14 protein-coding genes and 1 pseudogene are annotated in these 24,664 nt (G+C 53.6%); 9 read left to right on the forward strand and 6 right to left on the reverse strand.

Features of this window, described 5'->3' with window-relative positions:
- Window positions 1–286: 286 nt before the first annotated feature.
- Window positions 287–517 (forward strand): annotated as a pseudogene (locus tag AC1RPZ_RS10600) (transposase); the annotation flags it as partial.
- Here the strand turns inward: AC1RPZ_RS10600 and AC1RPZ_RS10605 are convergent.
- The gene (locus AC1RPZ_RS10605; protein ID WP_493136985.1) at window positions 488–1,279 is read right to left on the reverse strand and encodes a Wadjet anti-phage system protein JetD domain-containing protein; all 792 of its coding nucleotides are present in this window, start codon (window positions 1,277–1,279) and stop codon (window positions 488–490) included. The pseudogene AC1RPZ_RS10600 and the gene AC1RPZ_RS10605 sit on opposite strands and share 30 nt — an antisense overlap.
- A gap of 201 nt (window positions 1,280–1,480) precedes the next feature.
- Between AC1RPZ_RS10605 and AC1RPZ_RS10610 the strand changes: the two genes are divergently transcribed.
- Window positions 1,481–5,008 (forward strand): NACHT domain-containing protein, encoded by a 3,528-nt coding sequence (locus AC1RPZ_RS10610; protein WP_493136986.1) that lies wholly within the window; start codon window positions 1,481–1,483, stop codon window positions 5,006–5,008.
- Window positions 5,009–5,273: 265 nt separating this feature from the next.
- On the opposite strand, the gene AC1RPZ_RS10615 is transcribed toward AC1RPZ_RS10610, so the two are convergent.
- From AC1RPZ_RS10615 to mblB, 5 genes are all read right to left on the reverse strand, one after another.
- Window positions 5,274–6,179, reverse strand: a complete 906-nt coding sequence (locus tag AC1RPZ_RS10615; RefSeq protein ID WP_493136987.1) for a hypothetical protein — start codon at window positions 6,177–6,179, stop codon at window positions 5,274–5,276.
- 194 nt (window positions 6,180–6,373) lie between these two features.
- Window positions 6,374–6,598, reverse strand: coding sequence for an MbcA/ParS/Xre antitoxin family protein (locus AC1RPZ_RS10620; protein WP_493136988.1), 225 nt, complete (start codon window positions 6,596–6,598; stop codon window positions 6,374–6,376).
- Window positions 6,599–6,644: 46 nt separating this feature from the next.
- The gene (locus AC1RPZ_RS10625; RefSeq protein WP_493136989.1) at window positions 6,645–7,460 is read right to left on the reverse strand and encodes a hypothetical protein; all 816 of its coding nucleotides are present in this window, start codon (window positions 7,458–7,460) and stop codon (window positions 6,645–6,647) included.
- Window positions 7,461–7,697: 237 nt separating this feature from the next.
- Window positions 7,698–9,950 (reverse strand): anti-phage 6A-MBL system cap2_3 protein, encoded by a 2,253-nt coding sequence (gene cap2-3 / locus AC1RPZ_RS10630; RefSeq protein WP_493136990.1) that lies wholly within the window; start codon window positions 9,948–9,950, stop codon window positions 7,698–7,700.
- Complete coding sequence (mblB, locus tag AC1RPZ_RS10635; protein ID WP_493136991.1) at window positions 9,947–11,119, reverse strand: anti-phage 6A-MBL system MBL-fold protein; 1,173 nt, start codon at window positions 11,117–11,119, stop codon at window positions 9,947–9,949. The genes cap2-3 and mblB overlap by 4 nt, the downstream gene beginning before the upstream one ends.
- Before the next feature lie 343 nt (window positions 11,120–11,462).
- Between mblB and AC1RPZ_RS10640 the strand changes: the two genes are divergently transcribed.
- From AC1RPZ_RS10640 to AC1RPZ_RS10670, 7 genes are all read left to right on the forward strand, one after another.
- The gene (locus AC1RPZ_RS10640; protein WP_493136992.1) at window positions 11,463–12,356 is read left to right on the forward strand and encodes a helix-turn-helix transcriptional regulator; all 894 of its coding nucleotides are present in this window, start codon (window positions 11,463–11,465) and stop codon (window positions 12,354–12,356) included.
- Window positions 12,357–12,362: 6 nt separating this feature from the next.
- A complete protein-coding gene (locus AC1RPZ_RS10645; protein WP_493136993.1) occupies window positions 12,363–13,148 on the forward strand; it encodes a hypothetical protein in 786 nt (261 codons plus the stop codon).
- A gap of 787 nt (window positions 13,149–13,935) precedes the next feature.
- Window positions 13,936–15,402 (forward strand): hypothetical protein, encoded by a 1,467-nt coding sequence (locus AC1RPZ_RS10650; protein ID WP_493136994.1) that lies wholly within the window; start codon window positions 13,936–13,938, stop codon window positions 15,400–15,402.
- Window positions 15,389–16,237 (forward strand): hypothetical protein, encoded by an 849-nt coding sequence (locus AC1RPZ_RS10655; protein WP_493136995.1) that lies wholly within the window; start codon window positions 15,389–15,391, stop codon window positions 16,235–16,237. Before AC1RPZ_RS10650 ends, AC1RPZ_RS10655 begins: the two co-directional genes overlap by 14 nt.
- Window positions 16,215–21,986: a coiled-coil domain-containing protein gene (locus AC1RPZ_RS10660; protein WP_493136996.1), complete on the forward strand. Its 5,772-nt coding sequence runs from the start codon at window positions 16,215–16,217 to the stop codon at window positions 21,984–21,986. Before AC1RPZ_RS10655 ends, AC1RPZ_RS10660 begins: the two co-directional genes overlap by 23 nt.
- Window positions 21,983–23,092, forward strand: a complete 1,110-nt coding sequence (locus AC1RPZ_RS10665; protein ID WP_493136997.1) for a hypothetical protein — start codon at window positions 21,983–21,985, stop codon at window positions 23,090–23,092. The genes AC1RPZ_RS10660 and AC1RPZ_RS10665 overlap by 4 nt, the downstream gene beginning before the upstream one ends.
- A gap of 835 nt (window positions 23,093–23,927) precedes the next feature.
- A complete protein-coding gene (locus tag AC1RPZ_RS10670; RefSeq protein WP_493136998.1) occupies window positions 23,928–24,644 on the forward strand; it encodes a tyrosinase family protein in 717 nt (238 codons plus the stop codon).
- Window positions 24,645–24,664: the final 20 nt, after the last annotated feature.

Genomic DNA, 24,664 nt, shown 5'->3' on the forward strand with positions numbered 1-24,664 from the left:
CCCGGAGTTCTGGTGACAAACGAAGTTGATCTGTGGTGCCAGATTGACTGTCAGCCCAACTCGGTGGAAGGGTTCTGATGAGAGCAAAGAGGGGGGGGCAGTTGATCCATGCGGAACCTCCATGTCAGGTGCCCGCCCCGATGGGCTGCCACCATTTCCAAAGCGGACATTCACCTGCGTCACATTTTCTAATGTGCGGCATTAACGTGCCATCACATTATCCCCATGCTCAGCTTAGGTGAAGCGATATGCCAACGCCAACATTCATCAAGCGCGTCTCGTTTGGCGGCTCGCCGCCACGTCGGAGTATCAGCGCTCTCGTGACGAGCGCAAAAAAGTCGAAATGCTGTTCGCCCACCTCAAACGAATCCTGAAGGTGGATCGTCTGCAGTTACGTGGGCTGAGCGACGCAACCGATGAATTCACGCTGGCGGCAGCGGTACAAAATCTGTGGTTTGCTCGGTACCGCGGAAATTATCGACGGGCGCTAGCGGGGGGGCAGATGGTATGGCGCTAACACGTCGACATCGCTCAGATCGCATCCAAGCGCTTCCTGATCAACAGCGCGCTGGAGGCACATGTTCGTAAGATGCGCCGTCTCCGGGGTTGCACCTCTTGGGGGGCGCTGACCATCCTTCTCAAAAAGCTTATGGTACGGGTGGTATAAAGTCCTGTTTCTAAGCTGCTCCTCCGTTGCTGTGTAGGCGGCACTCAATGCAATACTTGGGAGTTGCTGGCGCAGAGATTCGTAGATGCGTAACCCCTCGCGATCAAGATCACCCCAGAAAAACGCGGGCAATCGATCGAGTGCAGGTTGTAGGTCAACAGCCGTTCCATAGGCAGGGCAGGCGATTACATGACCTGCTGCCAAGCGGGCACCAAAATTCTCCATCGTTAAGCCATAGCCGTAGGCGGCAACTCCAATTGCCTTTTGGGCGTGAACAGATCGCGCGAACGCCGTAAAACTTCGGATATTCTCAATCAGCACGATAGCCGTTGGGTGAGCTGGCCCAGCGGTGAGGACGTAGAGTTCACCGCCTGGATATCCCGCGCAATCCAGACCAAGGGCGCGGGCAGGGCGACGTAGATTTTTGAGCGCTTTCGCCGGCCCCAAAATACTTGCGGCCGAAACAAAGACTGGGTCGCGATACCTGTCGGTTACTGTCTTGCACTGGAGCAGTCCTCGTACAACTCCCCCGATGTCATCGGAGGAGAGTCCTTCGAACAGGTCTGCGCAGTCGAGCAGCGGTGCAAGAGTTGTTTTAAGCGACGGATCCACGATGCTTTCGAGAACGATCTGCAGTTGCTCCGCAGCGGGACGACTAGTGAGCTGTGGGCTGATGAGGACGGCGCGGTTGTTGGTTGATGTGATGGTCTGTGTTTGAAGGACCTACGCCATCAACGATCTGGACGTCCTTGGCAACCGTCTGCATGAGTGGCACTCTTGCGCAGTTTTCAGAATGGAATAGATGTACGCGATATGCCCGAGAATGCGCTAGGGATTCAGAAAAGCCAGCGCGCCGGCGGAGCGGCCAACGCAGCGGGGATGCAATTTCAAGCCTCTGCCACGGCCTACGTCTGTGTTCGTATGCTTCAGGAAAAACCAGTTGTCTGGCTGGAGGACCTATGCGCTGAGGCGCCTGTGCCTGTTGCTGTCACCCCTGAGAGTGGCGGGCCTGGTGACGATATACGGATCGATTTCAAGGGTGGTTTCACTGCAGAAGTGCAAGTGAAAAAGGGGTTGAAGTCGCATGGCCGGCGGCTATGGGGACCCCTGGATGCTCTGGCCTTGGCAATTCACGAGGGGGCACTTGACTATGGGGTTCTCATCGTCGATCCGGAGTCGAGCAAATCGATCCGTATCAATCTCGCCCAGGACATTGTTCGCGTCGGCAAGGACCAGGATGTCTCATCGGGGGGACTTATTTGCACTTGGAAACGTCAGCTTGAATCCCAGCACATTTCTATCAAGTTGGTTTGCCAGCGGATCAGGATCAAGACATTCCACGGAACTCCGGAGAATAATGCGGGCGTCGAGTATGCGAGTGATGCCCTGAGTCAGTTGATGGCACCTGGTAATGCGTCCCAGCATGCGTGGCCCACGCTCCACGAAGAGGTGGAGCGTCAAATGGCATCTCGCGGCCGAATGACCAGTGACTCACTGGTTGATATGTTTACCCGTAAAGGGTTTGCTCTAAGTTCGAAGGCGTGTTCGGCGGCTCTGCACGCACAGTACAGGGACTGGGTGGAGAATCAGAATTCGACCTTTGCTTTGCCGGGGATGACGAAGGACTTGCCACTGCGTAGCCGGCTTCCAATACAGGTCTGCCGATACGAGCACTCCAAGCGCTGCAAGGAAAGTCTCCAGTCTGCACTGAAGCGCTATCGGGCGGGAGCCGAAGCTAAACGCTATGCCGAGAAATTTGCCATCGACTGGCTCGCTCGTTTCAAGAACCGAGCGGTCATTGTCGCGGGGCCGGGGCTAGGCAAGACCATGGCGTTGAAGGTGCTTGCACATCGCTACTCCGTGGATGGTTATTTCGTGCTATCCGTCCAGCTCAAACGGGTCGCCAAGGCACTAAACGAGGGCAAAACCTTCAAATCCGTATTGATCGAGATGGCCATGGGCAGTTCACGCCTCAGTCGCGAGGCGTTCTTGTTGATTGATCCGTGCCGATGGGTCTTGCTGGCTGACGGTCTGGACGAATGCGGCGGTGAGCACGACTCAGTGGCACGCGAGCTAGAGGCATTCGTGTCAGGCAATCCAGGCATGCGCGCCGTCATCACCACAAGGCCTGTGGGTTACGAAACCAGCCAGCTCGAAGCGTGGGCGCACTACGCGATCATTCCTCCTGCGAAGGAGGACGGGCCCGCCAATCTGGCGAAGCTGATGATAGCGGCGGCGGGCGACGATCAGACGCAAGAGGAGTGCGAACGGATCGCGAGTACTCAATTGCACAGATCTCCCGCATCTGACGCCATCAGCACCAGCCCACAGTTGCTTGGGATGTCAGCCTGTCTTCTGCTTCAATATAATGAACTGCCAGAGAACAGGACTGAGCTGTATGTTCAGTTTTTGCAGCTGTACGACAAGCTCCCGTCCGAGCTCAGTGTTGAAAACAAAAGAATCACCCGCACGGTATTGAACGCGCTCGGTTGGTACCTTCGTCAAAAGCCAGCGGCCGAGCGCTCCGAGCTGGAAGTTCGATGCGCCGAGGAATTGGTCCTTCTCGCAGGTCTTTCGCGTTTGGATGCAGAAACCAAGGTTGATATCGCGCTTTTATACTGGCAGAAACTAGGGCTGATCGAGGTCCTGACGCACAACAACACGGAGTTGTTGACCTTCACACACCTGTCTTTCGCTGAATTCCTCGCGGCACGACACCTGCTGGAGCAACAAACGCGACTGCTGGATGAGGTGGTGTATGACCCGCAATGGCAGGAAGTCCTGAGCTATGCAGTAGAGCTTGGTATGGCCCCGTCACTTGTCGACGATCTCTTGGCACGACATGACAAGGGTGAACCTGAGGCGCTTTATCATGCTTTGCTCTGGTCCTCAAAATTCGAGGCAGCAGCCAGTGACGCATCACTTGAGAGGTTGATCCACACCTCCATCGCTGTACTCGACAGCCCCACATCGCCACCTGATTCGCTTCATTTCAAAGTGGGCCATGGTCTGTGTGAAGTCGCTCCAAAGGCAAGCCGTCTTCTGGAGCCGTGGGTAAGCCGTCACCTTGAGTCTCCTGAACCCACCATCAGGTTGGTTGCTTGGAGCATCGCTTCACGATGTGCCATTGTGCTACCTGAAACGTTGCAGCCCCGTCTCGTTTTTTCCGAACTGCTGGCCATTCACGGGAAGCCTTCTGAAGGTCGCGATTTTTTCTCGAAACACGTGTGCTATGAAGCGTTGCTTCTCCAGGATGTTGCCCTGGTGGCACTCAAGTCCTGCTGTCAGGAGGAGATAGAAGCGTTCTCGGACAGCTTGTCAGCAGATGAGCGCTTGCAGAGGTCCATGGAGTTTCGGTTTCAGATTCTGAAGGTCCGCTATGATCACGGCATTCGAGAAAAAACCGGTAGCTCGGCTCAACCCTGGCGTGATTTATTCCCAAGACTGGAACCAGACCCTGAGGCGCTTAGACGCTACAGAGATCGCCAGCGTCGCATATCACGACTATTGGCGGATGCGTTTTGCAATGATGCTGTGCAGAAGCCCCTTGATGCCTTTCCTCAGTTCGCTGCGTTTATCTCGTCTGCTGAACTGGACCATTACAATCTGCGTGAAGAGTTTGGGGATCATGGGCCAGAAGATCTTGTGAGCCTCGGTCCGACCCTCAGAGATTTTGCGCTGTTTCAGGGGCTGAATCTGGCTGAGCTCGCAGGGGAAGCCAGGGAGGTGCTAAGGCGGCTCGAAACGGAGCCGCAGTTCTCGTTGTTCGATGACTTGCCCCTTGTGGACGTTGATAGCAACAGGGGATCCGGCAGCCCGATGCCTCAAGTGAACCTGGAGCACGCGAAGCTCAGTTTACTCGGGGGCTCCAAGAGAGTTCAGTTCATGGCCGCCGTGCTACTGCTGCACGCCCCTCTCTGCGAACAGGAGGTCTCTGAGTTACTGTACAGTGCTTCCGGCTCGGCATTTGTGTGTGCTAGCGTCTTGGTTGAGGTGAAGTGCCCTGACCGTGCGGTCGAACTGTTCATTCGTTATTTGCAAGATGTTGCTTGCGAGCAGGTTGACTGCATCCTAGAAAGCTTGCAGCGCCTAAGGGCTCCCCCAACAGCTGCACTTGAAGCCCTTATCATTGGTTACCTTACCAATGCCAATCTCGAAACAGTGATCAGCGTTATTGACCTTATTCAGGGCTGGGTGGAGGAAAAACAATTTTTGCAAACGCGGCCTATCGATTATGCGTTGGGGTACTGGAAGGACCGGTCCAGCATTTCTCATCGATCAGATCGGGATGTTTATTCTGAGCTGAAGCGGCTACAGGCCACTATGATCGGAGCCGCTTAGTTCGCCGAAGATCATTTCGACATGGCCTAGATCAACGTTGTAAGGTCAAACTCTAATAGAGTTGCTCCCAATTTATCCCTAATTACAGGCCGTACTCGATCGATCGGGAACGGGTATCTAGGCGGCAACCCAGTGTGGCACTTAGGACGCCTCTGAAAAAATAGCCAACTGCTTCAGTCCTTTGTGCACACCAATAGCAGAGATTGAAGGCCCTCCAAGAAACGTTGAAGATAGGATTGGCTACCAAGCAATTCTAGTCTGTTATCTAGCGCATACTTGGAAATTTGGGCGTATGGGGATCTGGTTCCGTGCTCGGGTGGGGACTGTTCTGATTTTTGAACTCGTTCGTAAATGGGGACAAAGATTTTCGATTCCGTTGGAAGTCGTGAGACAAGTTTTTTCTCTTGTGAAAATAATGTGCAAACTGGATAAGTTCGGCCAAGTCAGACATGGGCCAGTAAATACCATCTGCACTGGCGATCACGATTTTTATTGGATGCCCTTCTGCTCCATCCTCACGATGAGCAGTACATAAAGCAACAAGATAAGCTGCCATTTGCTCCAGCGATAAGCCGGCGTTGCTTCCCCATACTAGGTCTTTTACTTCACTGGGCGCGATGACTTCAAAATTATGAGCAGTAGAAGCTCGTTCTTTGCCCGTCAATGCATCGAAATAAGGTTGTGCGTACAATGTGGCTTCATGGACGGGTAAGAATCCGTCGTTCGTCCAGTGTTTTGAAGTTTCAGAAAGCTCAGGGTAGACAACAAAGTGACCGTTCCTCGAGAGTTCAAGGAATGGAATATGAAGTGGGTGGTCTGGATCTGCAAACTGCATCAGTCTTAGAATAAATTTTCCGTTCTCAGTATGAAATTTATTTCGACCTGACTTAAATTCGAGTAAGAAAAATCGATCATTATGGGCCGTTAACACATCCCCACTAGCTGATTCCGCATTACCATCAAGCTTTGCTAGAAGCGGAGGTGGGATTTTCAGCAACTCCTTAAGTCTTTCCGGTAGCTCTGGAATATGCTTGGCTTTGGCCAATTCCTGAACAAGCTGCCACACATCAGTGGAATTTATTTCTTGTTTTACGATCCACTGCAAGTCCCTGAAGGCTAATATGAGCGCATCTTCCCAAGGGTTGCTATTTTGAGTTTTTTTCTCAGTCACAATAGATCCTAATTTATAAGTTGACATTGCGTAGATTGTTGGAGTAGTTGGATATCTGGCAGATAATTGCTAGCGTCGCCTGACTGTTAGTTCGGAATACAGATTCCCGCCGATATTTTCAATTCTCTACCGCATCCAAATTCATGCCCTTGGATAAATAGCGGCATCGGCCATCTACATCGATAGGACTCTGACTAATGGGCGTATCCCTGATTGATTATCTCCAGTGTATCTTTGACGAATGCGTGCCCGGACTCGCTTGGGGCGAATTGCAGTGGCGTGAGTCCACCAAACTCTGTTTTTGAGTAGTTCAGCCAATCGTCCGCTTTTTGTTTGCTGTCAGGGATTTTCTCCGTTCGACGCTGAAGAAGAAGCCCGACATCAATCATGATTATAGAAAATCGGGTTACTGCAGACATAAGCCGCCTGGGCGGCTTATGTTTTGAGCTGTCGAACTCTCTTCAACTACTCCAGTGTCTCCTCGCGGCGTCTTCTGCTGATTTCACTGCGAGTTCTGATTTCTTCCTGGAACTGACGTTCCTGTTTGCGTTTTTCTTCGTCTTTGTCTTCAAGGGAGTTATGTAATGGTGGGCAATAGATCCATCGTTTTTCGTAGGTGTCATCGTGCAACGAATGGAATGCCATGACGGCGAAAACAGATAGGCCTAGCCAAATGTGTGTAGTCGTTGAAAAGTATGTAACGCTCATCTGGGCCAAGGTCTGCGCTTGGGGTGAGCTAGGTAGGCAGCAATTCAGTACGAGAAAGCACAGTGCACAAAATGCAAAAAATTCGACTCTTCGTTGGTTCATTTGCTCTTGCTTTCGAGTCGTGTCATAGGCGTTATAGAGCTGAATGAGGAAGTCGCTTTGTGTTTTGTGTGCTTCCTCTCGCAGCTCCCATGGACGAACACGATCACGTTCGCGTCTTTTTGGCCCTGTATAGTGTATGGGCTCATTATCCGGTTCTATCTTCTGCTTCAACCAAAAAAAGAAAGTATAGACCGTGGGAATATAGAGTTGGATTGATGCTATGTATAAAAAAGGAAGAATCATTGAAGCCAAACCTGAGAAAACCAGGAAGGTCAGGATCAAGGTGATGCCAACGGTTGAAGTGCTCAGGTTCGAAGTGCCGAATTCAAAGAGTCCGATGTGGTGAAAACGTACTAGCGAAGCGTCGAAGAGCAAAACGAAACTGAATATGAGCAAAAAGAACTGAGGCTTGACCGCTTTTTCAACCAGGGAAAATAATTCTTCTTTCGAAAGCTCTACTGATCCAGACATGAGATGACCTATTCGTTTGTTTAAGGTTCGATGCTTTTGAATTGTTTTGACGAGACCATTAGTTGATTTTTCCTTTCCTGGTTTCTCGAATTATTTGACCTACAAATTCGATACCAGCAGATCATTTCTCCCAGATTGAATGCTGTTTCCGCAAGCAGAGGGGCAACCTGCCACGTCCCTTTGGGTAGTGCCTTATAGGTACTGCATCGTGGGTGTTAAGGACGCCGCGCTGGCTGATCACTCGACATGGAGCGTGATCTCATACTCGCCCACGATGATCATGATGGAGGGTAACCCCTCACTGGACATCAAGCCCGCCAGCGACGTGATTAGTGTTCGATCATCGGCACTGGGGGTCGCTGGGTAACCATCAGGATGTGAATGCCATTCGCCCACGTAGTCGACGACTCGAGCCGTGCGTTCGTGTACGTCTGCTAATGCGGCTTCCTGACCGACCTTGCCTCGGATGAAGTGGTGGGGACTTGCTTGGCTGTCAGCGGGGGGTAGCAATGTGTCGACCAACAGGATGGTTTTAGACTTCAGATCTGTAACCCCAAGCAATACTCCACCCGTTTCGTTGGGAAGGGCTGCGCCACGAATCTGCTTGAGCTTGGTGATCAACGCATCGTCATAGGTAACGGTCCAACCATTCTGAGCGTGTGAGCTCACCGGATGGGGAGTGATTTCCATCGGGGTTACAGCTTCCGTCTCTTCGTCCACTGTCCACACGCAGATTCGCGCGCCATCGCCCAGAACACTTTTGCGCAGTTGCTTCGAAAGGATCGCTGCATGCAAGTGAATGCGCTCAAGCGGAATCCGAAACGAAATGTCACGGCAGCCACCACCTACCCATAAATCCCCCAAGTGACCTTGAAGGTGCGGTTTTCCCCAGGAGCTGTTGAGGATCGCTCGGTAATATTGTGCCTCCAATGCGGGGGAGCGCAGGGTGCGACTCGCGTCCTCCAACAGAATCACGCTGGCAAGGCCCGAAGGGGTGAGGAACACGCTGGCGGTGCGGGGGGCATTTTCACGCTCAGCCAAATCGCGAGGCGCGTCGAAAGTCGTCGTCGCATCGATCACTAAACTCGCTGAACCCAACGCGCTGATCACCTCTTCACTTTGGCTTGTCAGGCTACCCGCAATCGCTTTAGGTGCAGGTTCGTCGGGAAACACCATTTGGGCATGGTGCCGGACTACATCGACTTTCGCGTAGCCCACTTCACTGTCCAATCCGACATGTCGTGCTAGGTTGTGGGGAAGCAACTGATCCGGATCGATGTACGTCCAGCGACCCCAGCCTTCACGCAGCCAGATGTCTGCAAGTGTTCCGCCCAAAGAGCCTACGCCGGCGAGCACCCCATCGAAGTCAGCATCGTCAGGGTTGATCGCGGACATTTGGCGCCCGCCTTCGGCTCCGATCCCCCAGCGGATTTGCACTGAAAGGATTTCCAGATCTCGCCATGCGCTATCTTCATCGCTCTGTGCGGCATCGCCAATCAAGGTCGTGCGATGCCAGCGACGCTTTTCACTGTCGAAGTGCAACATACCGAATGCGTTACCGAGTGCTTGCAGCGAACTCTGGAGCGCATAGCCCAGCACGTCGTACCGTTCAATGCCATCCTTACCCGTGCGCGGCACCCAGACCAGGATAAGTATCGCCTTGATATCGCCAGCCTGTTCAGGGACTAACCCCTGATCGGTCACCGCATCAAACACGCTGCTGAACAATGGCTCCTTTAGCCCACTTCCACGGGAGACCAAGCGGTCATGGAGTTGACCAAGTGTCTGGGGGGCGGCTTCCACCTGTGATGAACCGACACCGTCGACAGACAGCTTCAGTGACTGCAGGCCCACACCTCGAGGATTGTTTGAGTCATCGAACTTCCCCCGCAAGGTAACCTGACGTCCCGGTGCTCCCGTGATTTCCTCGATAATCAGGTTTTTGCCGCTGTCCTCAGACTGCTTCAAATAATTTGAAGGCAGGATCAATTGGTAGCGACTGCTGTAAAACAGTTGTTCCAGTGGTTGATCGTCCCGATGCAGCCGTAGCTGAGACGTCTCGCGTAACCACCAGAACATCCGTTCCAAAAAGCGTTCTGGCGTCCAGCTACGTTCAACAGCGCTCCACACGATATTGTAGAGGCAGAGGGCGCGCGGTGTGTTCAGGTGTGTGCCGTGTTGATGGGAGTGTCCCGGGAAATCCTTGCGCAAGGTACGCACGACCACCGGGACATCGGTCTGGGGATTCACTGTAATCGCCAGGGTTTCTCGCCTGCGGATGCGACCCGGGTTGCTCGACTCGATGGTGCCATCACCCGCCTCAATGACGATGGCCTGCTCCGGCCCCAAACCTTCATCGACGATTCGGATGTCCAGCACCTCAATGCACGGATGATCCTGACAGGCCTGAATCAGGCCAAGCGTCATTGGATGTAGCGAATCCTTTTGTCCGTCATCAATCGGCGTTCCCCATTCGTAGATCTCATTCATGGGCGGCCCGCCCTTGGCGCAGCGGAGGCCACGGCACTAGCTCCTACCCCAGCAGCGACACCGGCGACAATTTTGGACACGCCAGTGGAGGTGATCTCGAACTCGATCGTTTCCGGGCGCTTACCGTCCCCCGTGCAATGGAAAATGCCATCCACTGGCCTCAAGATAGACAGGTATTCGCGCTTGGCCCGGATGCACGGCGGGTTGTCATCGTTGTCCAGTATCTTCTTGCTGCTCGCAACAATAGTTGCACCTTCTCGAGCCTGCCCGAGTGCGTTACGGGCTTCCTGGCAGAGCTCGGCGTCATTGCCGTAGGTTGACCAGCTGTCGACAGAAAGGGAGTGCCATGAGCAGTGGTGGGGCGCTTGAAGCAAATCGTATTCAAGCACTTCTGGAGTGTCTTCATACTTTTCCCACAGTCGTTTCCAGATGGCCACTTCTGCGTCCCCTCCGGTCAAGAACCTAACGCGCTTGGACGAGTAGATTGAAGCCTGCAGTTCAATGTTCAAAATGACGCTGGAGTGGTTTTTGGACAGCATTTCTTCAGTGTCATCGTCCTGCAGAGGAGCGGGCGCAAGCAGGTGAGCCGAGAACAGGAACGAGGACTCGCCATTGATCTGGGTAAATTTCTCACCAGTCTTGATCACGATGGGCAGTAAATCGTCGGTTTTGCCTTTCTCATCCTCACCCATGATTTTGATGCGGTCGCCTTCCACTGCAGACCGCAATGTGCGCCAAAGCCCAATCCTGCGATGGACTTCCTTATTGAAGGCGACGGCATCCAGGCAGAGCGTGTGGTGTTTCGAGCGCCGTCTAAACACCATCGGAGATGACCACATTTCGCGAATGACAATGCGCTTTTCATGCCACTGCAGATTGTCATCGGGGTAGTCATCGAGTGATCCCAACCAAAAGTGCTTCGCCAAGCCACTGATATGATCCTTGTCCGGGTGGCTCAGCAACAATGCGTCAACGTAAGGCCGTTTTTTTTGATCAAACCGAAGGCGCTTTCGCAGCTCCGTCGCAACGTCTGGAGTCGAGTCCGCTGGGTCATCGGCCGCGACACGAATGTTCATGTCGATCAGCAGCGTAGTGGCTGCCGTGTCGGCTAGCTGCACCAGCGTCATGTCGCCGTTGTCCACCGGGAAAAACGTAATTTTCGCTGACATTCAGTTCCCCAAAGCGTTGCTAGAAATTTGATCGCACGACAGAAGATACGCATAGAAATTATGCTAGTCTAGTTTTTATACGAATATTTTTTATACTCGATTTAGGGGCGGCGACCTAAGGGCTTGGGCTACGACCCATTGAGTGGATGAAAGGAGACCCGGCCTCAAGGGAATAGCGAGATAGTCGCCATGAGAGAGTGCGGGGCGAGACCAAGGGGAAGTAAGGGAAATCTTGCGCCAAACGGCTTGTGAGCTCAGGAATGTCGGCTGGACGAACAGCCATTAAACGCGTATATATTCAATACGAATAGTTTTTATATCCGTTTATTTTTTGGATCAGTCAATGCAACCGTCGTCTGTAAATACATCACCTTCCACAGAAACCAAAAGTCGAAGCTGGGGCGCGGATCGTCGTCTTCAGTTCATCGATTTTCGACTGCGCTGGGAAGGCCGTATCAATAGAGCTGACTTGACGGAATACTTTGGTGTGTCGGTGCCTCAGGCTTCGCTCGACATTGCCAAATACACTGAGTTGGCGCCGAACAATCTTGAATATGACCGCAGCTCCAAAACCTACGTGGCTACACAAGACTTCCAGGCAGTGTTCCCACAATCATCCGCTCAGCAGTATCTGACGGAATTGCTCGCTACCAGAACTGGGATCATTGACGCTTCGAGCAGTTTTTTAGGGGTGGTACCTGAAGCTGATTTTGTGCCCAGACCTGGTCGAACGCTGGATGAAACGATCGTTGCCGCCGTCATCAAGGCCATCCGCGAAAAGTTGTCGATTCATGTCAGTTACCAGTCGATGACTTCTTTGGAGGTATCCAAGCGTTTGTTGTCGCCCCATTCGCTGGGACATGACGGTTCCCGTTGGCATGTGCGAGCGTATTGTCACAACCGCAAACGGTTTAGCGATTTTGTCCTGATCAGGATCTTGAGCCTTGATGGGGTTGAAGAATGTTCTGTCGACCCGGCCCAGGATACCCAGTGGCATACCTATGTAACCTTGATCCTTGCCGCAAACCCCGAGTTGGAGACGCCCAAGAAGAGGGTGGTTGAGCGAGATTACGGCATGCGCGACGGAGAGGCCGAGTTGCCGTGCCGCCAGGCGTTTCTTCTCTACACGCTCAAAAGTCTTGGATTGCTGGACGAATGCCTCGACCCGAAGGTGCAGCACATCTATCTAAAAAATCGCACAGAAATTCAACCCTTCATCGATGAACTAAACCCATAGGCTTTTATGATCGCGATATTTGAATTGGTCAAAGACCCGTATGAGCGAAAAGCTCGGGTCATTCCGGGATTGCTGGTTTCGTTACCGTTACTCGTTCCCTTGTTGTGTGTTTACGGCGCAAAACACCCGGTACTGACCAGTGTCATTGGCTTACTTGGTGGATGTGGTGCCATTTACGCGCTCGCCAGCGTGGCCCGCGGGCGTGGGAAAAAGCTTGAAGAAAAGCTGGTCGCGCTATGGGGTGGGATGCCTACCACCTTGGCGCTACGCCACAGTGACAAATTTTTAGATCGCATCAGCAAGCAGAGGTATCACGCCGCGATCACTTCAAAGCTAGGCATTACTATGCCAACCGCGCAGGAAGAGGCGAGCGATCCGGCCAGTGCAGACGACATCTATATCGGTGCAACAAAACGACTCAGGGAGCTCACTCGCACCAACAAGCAATTGCTGCTCAAGGAGAACATCGCTTACGGCTTTCACCGCAACATGGTGTCCATGAAGGCTATCGGCATTTTTTCCTGCCTTTGCGGACTGGTTTATGGCTGTTTGATTGCCGGCGTTCTTCGTGTCAAACCTCCACAAATCGAGTTGATCCACTTTGCTGACCCTGGTCTTGCCGCTGGGCTTACCATTCTCATTTCGGGTGCCTTATTGCTGGCATGGCTCTTTTATTTCGACAAGGATGCGGTCAAGCGAATGGGTTTTGTGTACGCGGAGCGGTTGTTTGAATGCCTGGTGGCTATGCCGGCGCCAAGAGGGCGTAAGGCCAAAGTCGCCGCGGGAGAGTAGGGCAGGCCAGTGTTGCGAGCGGCTCTAACTGAGTTCAACCGGACCGTCTCGGTTGATGATGCTATCGCGGCAGCCAGCAGGCTCGAATGGGTTGTAGTTGCTATTAACAGGTATACGTATTGGTGAGCTTCGCTTTGCGACACCAAGTCAATTTGATCTGGAGCGAGGGCTCTGGATTATTCCGTCCGAGGTTTTGAAATAGTCACAGATGATGATGCGCAAGCAAAGCAAGCGGCCGCAAAATGTCCTCCTTACTCTGTGCCAGCCTTAGCCCAGGCCCAAAATCGTGCGTCACCTGCTTGGCGCGATGCGCTCTGGTCACGGCTATCTATTTGCACGCCGTGGCGGTCCGATTAAACCAATCGGTGAGAACACCCTAAGTCTAGCTTACCGGCCATGGTATCCGAGCCACGATCACAACAGCCTGGGTATCCCAAAGCCTGGATCGATGCCCAGCTCTCACATGCTGACACCAAAAGTGGTGGAGCTGTCTACAACCATGCAGAGTACGTTGAGCCGCGCCAGCGCATGATGCAGGTCTGGGCCGACAGTGTGCCTCAGTTGCAGGAGGGGGCACAGACAGCCCTCAGCCGAAACTGTTTGCGGACCTCCGGATCTTGGGAGGGACGGATGGCCTGACGCGCTTAAACCGCCTGAAGATTTTCCAGATCTGCTGTGCTGAGTAAGCAGTTTATCTTTGACATTTCAGCGCGATGGAGGCATATGAGGTAGCTGAGGGCGAACCTGGCCGGACCCTTCTGGGTAGAGGCATCGGAGGGTGTAAACAATGGATCTGTTTCAGGACGACGTGCCGGTGATGACACAAAATCTTTCTTTGAGCCAACTGGGCTCGTCGCCCGAGGCGTCATCTGAACTGCCAGCAGAGGTGAGACTGGTTGCGGCCGTTTCTCGGCTTATCGATTTCCACCAAACCCGCAGTAGTGGTGGGAGTATTTCGATCCCTGAGGTTCCTGAGTCCGCAGCAGGCAACCTTCATCTCGCAATCTCGTTGATCTCTGCGCTTGGTCGCTGGGAGCTGGAGCAAGGTCAGACTCTGGTCTCGATCAAACTCTTACAGCAGATCCTTAGCGAAGACGTGCAAGCCTTCGATGAGGCCGCGTTGGAACACTGCATCCTGTCGCTTTCCCGTCCACGAGAAATCCGCTACGGCGTCCAGACCACAGAGGGCATTGCCTACGCTCGCACCAGCGATACGACGCCGCTTCTGATCTTTGATAGCAGCTTGAGACAGGTTGGTCTTACCGATAACGCGAGACTGTTCATCCGTGTGGCTGAGCTAAAGGACAGCTGGTTGTACAGCGATCTAGATGCGCAGCGTCTGCTAGCCGCTCTCGAGCGGCGGCAGTTTGGGGATATCCCGCGCTTCTGCCGGGAGATGCTCCGAGATCTTGCGGCCAAAGCCCGTCAAATTTCGGATGTTTCGGAGCGACCAGCTTATACCGATCTGCGCGATGGCTTGATTCGCGAGGGCGTCACCATCAGCAATGCACTTCGGGATGCTGCAGACCTAGTGCATAAGGCGATGCAACACCTCTTCTCGCCACCTGTAGTAAGCGCCTTCGATCTATGGAAAGTCTCGAACAACATTTCGTATGAGCTGAGCAATCTCCAGGCGGAGATGGAAAACGTTCTTCAGGTGACGGAGAGTCTTTCCAGGAAATTCGTGCGCTTTCTGACCGATGCGCAGAAGGCGCAAACAGTTCGAAGCCCATCGGTAGGTTTTTTGGAGCTGGTCCACTCGCTTCATTCGCGACCAGATGGGTTCCTTGAGCAACTCGAATCTGCAACGACCGATTTTGTCCCCTGGTCCCCCGACCTGGCCTTCTTTAGCCCCGATCTCATAGCTGGCGAGATCAGCCTATCGAGGCTCTATGCCCAAAGTCTACCTGCTCCGCCCAAGCTCTCGTTCCGCCAGACCGATCAGGTGGATGATCGTGTTGAACAGGTGCATGAATTCCTGCTGCGCAATGCTGAGCTGATAATTGATTCGTTGAAGGTTGGCCCCAAGCCACTCGAAGAGCTCATGAGTCTTGACGGGTTGGTCTACGAAGGGGGTGAGGGGCTAGCCGACTTCACAGGTGTTTACTCCTACCCTGAGGTCTTCGAGGTGGGTAACCAGAGCATCCGAGTGGTGCATCAGGACGACCTTATTGAGGTTTCATCAGAAAGCTCCGTGCTGGTCACCAGTAATCCGATTCTGTCCCTGAAGGAAGTAGCTGATGTCCCCAGCTGAGCAAGGCTTCGTTTTCTCGATGCTACTTAAACACCGGGAACTCTCCACCCGTCCAATAGGGCGCTCGGCTTTTCCCGAAGAGATACGAACAGCTCGAATCTTGTACGACTGTGGGCAGACAGTACTTGATGACTTCGATGAATTTCTCTCCGGGCAAGGTCTTGGGTTGCGGATTCTTGATGGCATCGCAGACCTCGCTATTCCGGACCAGAGCGGGCGCCCGATTGTCTACTACATCCTGTGCCGTCGGTTCGGTGAGGAGGCTCCGTCCTATGTGGACGTCCGAGCATTCTTTTCGGATTTCCGCGACCGGCGTCGAGAGCGCAGCGCTGATGACGAAGCGGTGGAGTTGAACAAAACATCCTCGGTGTTTTGGATTGCGAGGCTTTGGTTGACCCTCCAGTACTTTTTTTACGATCGAATTGATCGGCCGGTAGGCAACCTCTACAACTGGCGCAACGCCATGGTGAAGGAGACAGATTTCATCACGCAACTGAAGACCGATGTCGAAACCATGGGAAACGCGGGTCGCCCTGATGGCGAGGCTGGGCTTCTTTGGGACGACTATTGGCAAAAGCGAGAGAGCATCCCTCAGATCGCTCGCCGGTTCTTCAAGCTCATGAAGCAGTACCGAATTATCGAGCCGACTGACCAGGAAGGAATCTGGCGTCAGACACTGGTAGCTGCCGTGGATATGTCTGGTATCGCTGACCGCTCTTTGCGCTACTTGATGCCCGCGGCCGATCAAGCGCTTTTGCATTGCTCCCAATCGCTCATTAACGGCTACGAAGAGTTTTCTGTAGGAGAGGAAGATGCCCCTGATTCACGCATTTGAGGTCTCAAACTTTCTGAATCATCGGCGAAAATCTCCTTGGATGCCCGACTGGCCCTGCAATCGCTTTCTGCTGGGTGGCTTCCATGCGGCGCTCAACATTCCGAACGGGCGCGGCAAAAGCACGATGATGTTGATGCTCCTGGCGATGCTGGCGGGGAAAACAAAAAAACTGAATCAACTTATGCGAACACACGGCGCGCCGGAGTTTACAGGTTCATTCACGCATCTGCGCGTCGAGATCACCCACCGCAATCCGGACCACGAAGACCTGCTGCTGGGGCTTGTTGGACCCAGCGATGGCGAAAGAATGGTGTTCGGTATCTATGGCAACGCGAGGGAAAACCGGGCATTCGACTTCTACGCCTATCGAGGGACGTTAGATGACTGCCCTCTGGGAGTGCAGATAGGGCCGGTCATCGACCTGTTCTCTCGTGAGGAATTTTTAGATTGTCTGAGGAAGCGCCCAGGTCTGTTTCCATCCAACCAGAAGGAGCGGCAGGACGAAGAGTGGCGGCGCTTCATCGCGGAGCACTTCGATTCGGCGGCAATTCAGCAGCAATATGCATATCAGTTGGCAAATGCTGCAGAGGGGGCAAGCACGTACTTTGATGTCGCCTCCAAGACCGGCAACTACAGCGCTGAACTGTTCTACAAGCACCTCGCCCCTGAGCTACTCGCAGACGTGATGGGGAGCTACAGCGAGGAAGATGAACGTGGCATCGAAGACACTATCCATGAAAAGGCCAGTAGCGTGGTGCGGGCGCGCAAGCGAACTCGGGAGACAGCGCGCGAGCTGGGAGAGGCTAATCGTGTTCTTGAGTGCTTGAGTGAGCTCGACGCTGAAGTGCAGCAGATTGAAGCGGCACAAGCCGATCTACATGCCACACGGCAGCCATTGATTGAGGAGCTTTGCGTTCTTGAGGACGCCGTCGTCACGAATCCGATCGCAGGTTCACCCAGGGTTCCTTCTGCAGATGATCCCGATCTGTATCTCTACATGCTTCTCCAGCGCAGCGAATGGTGGATCACCGATCAGGGGCTCGCATTCCTGCTGAATGAGTCTGTGAAAACTATTAATCAGCGAGCAATGAGGGCCTTGGTTGCACGCACCGACATCACTAGCGTCCAGAAATCGCAAGTCATTGATTTATATTGTGACCTTGCTCGTCGAACGCCTGATCGCGGGGGGCATTCAGCCAAGCTTTACAATCTGCAGGATGCTCTGACTGTCTGCTTCGACGCGATGAAAAATTGGTCGGGAGAGGACAGCGAAGCCGTTGTTTCGCAGTTGAAAGCGGCTTTTGCTTGGGCGAAGGATCAGGCAGATACCAATCCGGCTCGTCGCGAGATCCGAAAGGCTAATCTTCAACTAGCTGCTATCGCGGCGCAGAGCCGCGTTTTGGAAACGGAGAGCGCATCGCTTGATGAAAAAGCTTCCGAACTGAGGCAAGAGGAAGAAGGCCTTAAGAGCGGCGGCATGGCTTGGGAGGCGCTTCAGAAAAGCGGCTACTTCAGTGAACAAGAGCTAGCTGACCCAACAAACACTGCAGCAGCTGTCGAGTCTGAAGCCGCGCGCGCCAACCAGGGGGTCGATGACCACAACAAGCTCACGTCCGAACGTCGATTAGTTTTTTTGCAGTGGCAAGCATTCCAGGCCGAATACGGTGACGGCACCTCTCCAGGAGCGCTGGCGGAAGACCTGGAGCAAGAGAAGACCGTGGCAGAGCAACAGTCGAAAGACGCGGAAGGCCGCCATGCTACCCAGAAGGACTTGGTCTCGGGATTGTCTCGGGAACACGAACAGGCTAGATCCACCGTAGAGCAACTTCGCCACAGTCATTCCAAGGTGCTCCACCATCTCCCTGGCACCTACAAGTTCAAGGAGATGTTTGCGGGTGAACCCAAGGACGGGTTGGAGCAACTAGTTCGCAGCCAGCTAGATGATGCCAAAGCGAAGCAGAAGCGTTGCTCTGAAGATATGGGAGCACTCTTTGGAGCAGTCAAAGCGCTCAATGTATTCAATCAAGCGTATCCAAACAGTGACCCGGCTCAGTGGCTCCGTGCGCGAGAAGATGCGCGAAAGGAATTGATAAACCAAAATGCAGCCACTCGCATGGCATTGGGACGTTCGCAGGAGTTGCTGCAGCGCGCCGACAAGCATTGGCAGACAGCCATTCCATTTGAGCTGCGCTTCTCGGGATCCTCGACTGACGGGTTGGAAGCGAACGTTCTGAACGAGCTCCAAAGAGCGCAAGCGTCGCTCGACCAAGATGAGTCTGCCCTGCGCTCCATTCAGCCGGACTTGGCGGCGATTGAGCAGTTTCAGCATCGCTTCCCCAACATGCATCCTAGTGAATGGCTGGCAGACCGAGACCAGAGGTCGGCTCATGCGGCCGAGCAGATTTCTGCAAACAGGCCGCGATTGGAATCGTCACTTGCTCAGCACCAGGTCGTTTTGGAGCAGCGGGCTCAAGCTGAAGGATATGACACTTGGTTCTTGAATGAGGATCCGTACGGCCTAGCGGGCAAGGTCGTAGCACAGTTGGAGTCAGCAAGACAGCGGCGAATTGATTTTGCCAAAGCCCTGACTCACATCCAGGCAGAGCTTGATGCTGTCGATGCGTTTAGGGCCGCGGTTGCTGAGGTGGAGCCCGGTCTCTGGCTTGAACAATGGCGTGCATCTCGTTCTGACGTTGAGCATGCTCTGGCCGAGAAGCGCGGAGAATATGAGCGCGTCGCTGAGCGGCGCCGAATCCTCGATAAAGAGCCTGTAGTACCGAATGCAACGGCACGTGCGGCGACGGAAATAGCGGGGACTGCGGCTCAACCACTTTACGCTTTTATCGAGTCTCTAGAGCTCAATGAAGCTCGCAGGGAAGTGGTTCTATCGCTGTTCTCTGCTCTGATATTTGCTCCCGTGCTGTCCAACGTTGAAGCTGCTGCCGAGGTCGCTGTGCGATTGGCTGCAGCTGATATTGACGTGCCCGTATTGGTTGCCGGTCCGCTGGCCAAGTTTTGTCGCAGCGGATCAATTTCTTATCGAGATGGAGTGGCTGATAGCTGGCTAGTAGGAGTGAAGACCTGGCCGGTAGCTTGTCTGCTAGACCCTAATCTTCTTCTGCAAGAGCGCGCTAGGCTTAATTCTTTGCTCAGTGAGCTGCTGAGCCATGTTGGCGACCTGAAGACAAGCTACGAGCGGTTCGTGGCGCAGGAGCCATTTGCTCGTATTGCTGCGCGGGCCCAGGACGCGATTGAGCGCGGGATCCCTGATCGCGGAAGTGAACTCAAAGCCCAGATCCAACGGATCGACGAGGCCCTCCCAGCACTTGCGAATCGTGCCTCTGATGATGCTCAGCGAACGATTGAGTCTCGGATTGTTGTCACCGAAGTATTAGGCCTGGAGTCTGGCGCTAGCTGGGATTCCATTCTGCACTCCATGGCTGAATTGGATAGCCGAATCCAGGAGCTTCAATCCTGTATCAGTGAGGCGCAAACTATTCTTGCCGAGCTTGAGCGAGATGTGGACCAGGAAGCCAATGCGGCCATCGCTGCGAAAGCCATTGGTGAAGGCAAACCGTCTCAGGCAGAACAGCTGTGCGGATCCATTGCCCGCCTACGCTCAGCATTGCCCGGTTTTGAAGATAGGGTGTCGGATGAAGCTAGGTCTTCTATTCGCGCCATGGCAAGCCTTCAGGACTTGCTTGGACTCGCTTCTCACGCCTCCTGGCAGATCGTTTTGGAAGCACGGTCCAAGGTTGAAGAAGAGCAGGCCGTCCAGGATGCAAAGCTCCAGGAAATTTTCCAATCGATCGAGGAGTTGAACCAGTCTTCATCAATTGAGTCCTTCGCACGCGAGGCAGCCGCGGCCATCGAAAGCGGAGTTCCTGAGCGACATGCCGCATTGGTGTCGCTGAACATTGATCTTGGCCAAAGGATGCCTCTGCTTGAGGCGCGAGCTTCGTTCGATGCACTTACGTCCATTCGAGCCATGTGTGCTGTAGAGCAGGAGCTGCAGGGCAGATCGATTGATGAGTTGAGTCTTGCGATTGAAGCGGCGGATACCAAGCAAGGCGACCTCTCTGACGATCTCGCTACCAACCAGACATTGCTCCAGGAGCTGGAACGGCTGGGCAAAAAATGCCGGGAAAGACTTCTCCAAGCCTATTCACAGTACCATCAGATTGATGACCTCAGAGGTCTCCAAGCCTTCGCAGATCACACGGAATATGGGCCCGACTTCATGAGTAGGGCTGACGATACAAGCGTCCACCTTGAGCGTGCGCGAAACCATGCTCAGCGCAGAGTTGCGTTCGATTTTCAGGGCGTGACGCAGTTTGTGGAAAGCGGAGGAAGCGCTCGCCTGACGTCAATTCAGACGGAATTAGGGCAGGGAGAAAAGCGCCGGCTAGACATTGCCGAGGTGCTTAAGACCAATCTGACAACGCATGAACAACTACGGCAGGCCCAGGATCCGCTTCGAAGAGCTGCTCAGATCATTGACGAGTCAATTATACGAGTGCGACGTAGCTACCTAGAGCGCAAGAAAGTGATACCTGACGCCATCGCTCTGAGCCCCGAACAGCTCCGCAGCCACGAGCTTTATCAGGCGTTTCATCCTAAGGGCGATTTCTTGCTCATGGACCTCGCGCGCAGCATGGATCAAGCCTGTGAAAGACTAACGTCGGAGGAGGCTGAGCAGTTGCAGCAACGCTACAAAGATGCTGACCAGAATCTCCAGCGTCATACGGAGAATTTCATTAAGCTCATCGACAAGGCGCTGGGCGACTCTTACCTCAAGTTGCCTGAGGTGGCACGCACGCAGCTACGGCAGGCGCGACAAGATCCATCGTTAGTCACTGCGATGCTACAAGCGACCCAGGTGTCTTACACTGAGAACCTGAAGGTCAACACGATTGCTGATAATCACCTTACTGAGGAGCGTGCTGGACTCAGCAGCTGGCTTACAAACTTCACGCTTCGCCTGCCCGACAACCTAAAGACATTGCGAAGTATCTTCTCCCCCAAGGTGGACCCAGTCTCCAAGACTGTCCTTCGGGCTGGGTTCATCATCGAGGCAAAGGTTATCGACTCAGAGGGAATCCAGGCGTTGATCGAATCGATCATCCAGGATGTAGAGGATTACGAGGCAAATGATCAGGCTAAGGAGTCCTTCGTAAGGGATACCCTGAAGCGCTCGTTGAGAGACAATATCCGCGAGAACTTCTATCGGAAAGTCATCGTCACCCCGCGCATCTATCTCGTTCTGCCCGCGATGAGTGCGGTAACTCTCGAGATGGAACGCAACATGGCAAGCTCCGGCCAGGGCATCGCAATCACCTTCCTGTGGATCTTGCGGCTTTCTGAGTTCATCAGTGAGCGAGAAATCCGTCGACAAACCGTTGGGCGTGCACAACGTAAACGGATGCGCGATAGGTCCACAGGCTTCACCATTCTGGACGGTGCCTTCTCGCACCTGTCTTCGAAAAACTTGATCGCCGAAACCTTGAAGGGGATCGAGGATACGACGGGCCGCTTCCAACTGATTGTCACTGTCCACGATCCGGCCTACCAGAATGACTTCAACCGGTTCCCGGCCCTGGTTGTAGCGAGAGAGATGCAGGGGCATTACATGCGCGCCTGGTCTCATCTGAATGAAATTGGAGAAACAGACGCCTTAGGTCAGAACAGCCTTGCTACCTTCCAAGCCATACGGGTGATACGACCAGCCCCAATGGAGGATAGTCGGTGAGCATTGATGACCGGTTGCCGGAGCTACAAGATGCAATCTGGAAACGACTTGGGAAAGGTTCTTTTCTGAGGCCAACTGGGTTACTGGAAAAGCTTGGTAAAGACCTGGGAATTCACCCCGACGACGTCCGGCGTGGATTTATTCGTCTCAAGGAGCAGGGGTGGCTGGGAAACGTGGCATCCAACGGGATTCCGCTCGGCCAGGTCAGTATCCTGGCTCCTAAGCCAGCGGAAGCTGAACCAGCATCGCTATTAGCTTGGCGCTCGGCATTGCAGCGCTGCGCCTTGGATGAGGAGTCCAAAGCTCTGCTCGAGACAATACATTTGGTGACTGAAGGATTGTCTCCAGAGATGTTGGAACGTTTGGCGGCTGGACTTGGCCACTTGCGAAACGAGCTTAACCAACCCTCAACAGAGTCGATGTTTGTCATTAGCTCCAAGCACCTACTCGGGTCATCAAAAGTCATCGGCAAGCTTCCGGCAGCTACGTTGCGACAGTTCTGTCCCTCCCTGTTCGCCCAACCAGATCGCATTCCATATGTGGTGACTGCTGGTCCCGCGATGCCAGAGCGAGTTGTACTGATTGAGAATCCTTGGGCATTTGAGCGCGCCATTGAGGCGGGCCTGGCGAAGCGTCACGCATTGATTGCCACTTTTGGCTATGGGCTGTCCAAGAGCGGTGATGCCTATGGCAAGCAGTTGCAGAACCTACTTACAGGAAATTGGTCAGCCCTGATCCAATTGCGGAGAAACTCCGAAGTAGCCGAGATGAGTGAGTTGCTCACTCATCCTCGGATCGAGTTCTGGGGCGATTTTGACCTGGAAGCGTTTCGGATATACCGGAGTCTGCTTAAGCGCATTCCGCAGCTTGTTCTTAGTCCTCTTTACGGGCCGCTGCAATCCCTCCTTCAGGCAGGTAAAGGACATGAGTATCATCAGATCACTGGTAAGGAAGGACAGGCTCCTTTAAGCCCAGATGAGTTTGCTGACCTGCCAGAGATCCGACAACTTGCGGAAATGTGCGCCAAATGCGGCTTGGATCAGGAGTGTCTCTCGCTGCAAGAAATTGCCGCCCATGGCGAATCCGAACACCAATTTCCATGCTAAGTGGTGGAGAACGAAGCAGTGAAAGTCGAAGCTCATGAGTGATCTCAAGCGGAAGCCATGTCTAGTGAACCTGGATCTGTCTTTTTCGATGGGGACCCATCCCCTGTTGATCCTGACACCGCCGGCTTGATGATCGTCCGTCCGATTGGCTATGGGTAGAATCCAATAGCATAGCTTGGAATCACTCCTTCTTGGCCCTTGATACACCCCAAAAACAAGTCCAGAATTGAGTCTTTTCCTGCTTCAGCAAGAAAAGAAATCCCTTAGATTTCAATGGGTCGGACACCAGGTGCGAGTCTCGTTTCCCGCTCCAAATACAGAAAAACGCCACTCAATGAGTGGCGTTTTTTTTTGCGCGTTATTTTGTTGTCGACATTGAAAAAAGAGGCTTTTGCCTCTTTTTTGCGTTCCAGCATGCTCCACTTGAAACCACTACCAGCGACGATTTCTACTACATTAATCCGAAGACACCCAAGAAGTGGCCTTTCAGCATTGACGTGATTTAAAAACGTTGAGTTTGAGGGCGCGCCGGAGGTTGTATGCAAGATTGAACGTCGTGGCGCGCTGACTGGGGCGGAGAATTACTGAGCCCTGGTTAAATCAACTTTCGGGAGTGCGAGCGCCGAAGTAGGAGAGTGGGACCAATCCGCTGCCGACACTAGACAGTGTGGCAGTGCTTCGCCGAAGCGGGCGACAGAGCTGGGTGCCCAAGTTGAGATGTAGAACGCGCCTCTCATTCGCTTTTCATGGCCAGTTGACCCTTTGGGCCAAGCCGGTGATCAGTCGGTAGGCAAGTGCAACTCGTCCACGGTGTATCCCCTTCAAGGAGAATGTCATGGGTATCCGAAAGAATCAGAAGAACCTGACCACGACGGAATGGAAGGCTTTGATTGCCGCCATCGATGCCATGCATGGAGCCGGGGCATCGGCGCCTGCCTATCGCCGATTCGTATCACTTCACGTCGATGCCATGAGCATGGCCCATATGGATTGGAGTGTTCACTCGATGCAAATGGGGGGGGCGCGGAGCCCAGGAAAGAACTTCCTTAGCTGGCACAGACGATTCCTGAAAATTTTTGAGACCCGGATTCAGACCATCGACCCAACTGTTTCAATACCCTATTGGGATTCCGTTACCGACCGTAGCATACCGACTGCACTGGCTGATCCCGGCCTTCTCGCACGCTGGTCAGTGACACGCAACTGGGATGCGTCGCAACTAGCGGCAGCTTTGGACTTGGCCGCGATCAATACTTATCAGGGGACTTTCACCGGGTTTCAAACACTGCTTGAGAACACAGTGCATGGGGCGACACACAATGCTGTTGGTGGGGATATGGCTGGCTCCAGCTCACCTACCGACCCTTTGTTTTGGCTGCATCATGCATTTATCGACAAGACGTGGGCTGATTGGCAAGCGAGTTCAAACGGGAAGAACCCACCAACGCCTAGCCAGGTTCTGAAGCCCGCCGATATGGATGTTGGTACTCCATTTGGTGTGAAGGTCTCTTCACTGTTGAGCATCAATACGCTTGGCTACTCCTACGTGTAGACGGCAGTGTTGAGTCTCAA

This window comes from Pseudomonas sp. GW822-FHT02D10 (assembly GCF_058802345.1).

What these genes read in the sequence shown, in the direction of transcription:
- AC1RPZ_RS10610 (WP_493136986.1), top strand. Translation starts at nt 1,481, where the DNA reads ATGCCCGAGAATGCGCTAGGGATTCAGAAAAGCCAGCGCGCCGGCGGA.
- AC1RPZ_RS10620 (WP_493136988.1), bottom strand. Translation starts at nt 6,598, where the DNA reads ATGTCTGCAGTAACCCGATTTTCTATAATCATGATTGATGTCGGGCTT.
- AC1RPZ_RS10625 (WP_493136989.1), bottom strand. Translation starts at nt 7,460, where the DNA reads ATGTCTGGATCAGTAGAGCTTTCGAAAGAAGAATTATTTTCCCTGGTT.
- cap2-3 (WP_493136990.1), bottom strand. Translation starts at nt 9,950, where the DNA reads ATGAATGAGATCTACGAATGGGGAACGCCGATTGATGACGGACAAAAG.
- mblB (WP_493136991.1), bottom strand. Translation starts at nt 11,119, where the DNA reads ATGTCAGCGAAAATTACGTTTTTCCCGGTGGACAACGGCGACATGACG.
- AC1RPZ_RS10640 (WP_493136992.1), top strand. Translation starts at nt 11,463, where the DNA reads ATGCAACCGTCGTCTGTAAATACATCACCTTCCACAGAAACCAAAAGT.
- AC1RPZ_RS10645 (WP_493136993.1), top strand. Translation starts at nt 12,363, where the DNA reads ATGATCGCGATATTTGAATTGGTCAAAGACCCGTATGAGCGAAAAGCT.
- AC1RPZ_RS10650 (WP_493136994.1), top strand. Translation starts at nt 13,936, where the DNA reads ATGGATCTGTTTCAGGACGACGTGCCGGTGATGACACAAAATCTTTCT.
- AC1RPZ_RS10655 (WP_493136995.1), top strand. Translation starts at nt 15,389, where the DNA reads ATGTCCCCAGCTGAGCAAGGCTTCGTTTTCTCGATGCTACTTAAACAC.
- AC1RPZ_RS10660 (WP_493136996.1), top strand. Translation starts at nt 16,215, where the DNA reads ATGCCCCTGATTCACGCATTTGAGGTCTCAAACTTTCTGAATCATCGG.
- AC1RPZ_RS10670 (WP_493136998.1), top strand. Translation starts at nt 23,928, where the DNA reads ATGGGTATCCGAAAGAATCAGAAGAACCTGACCACGACGGAATGGAAG.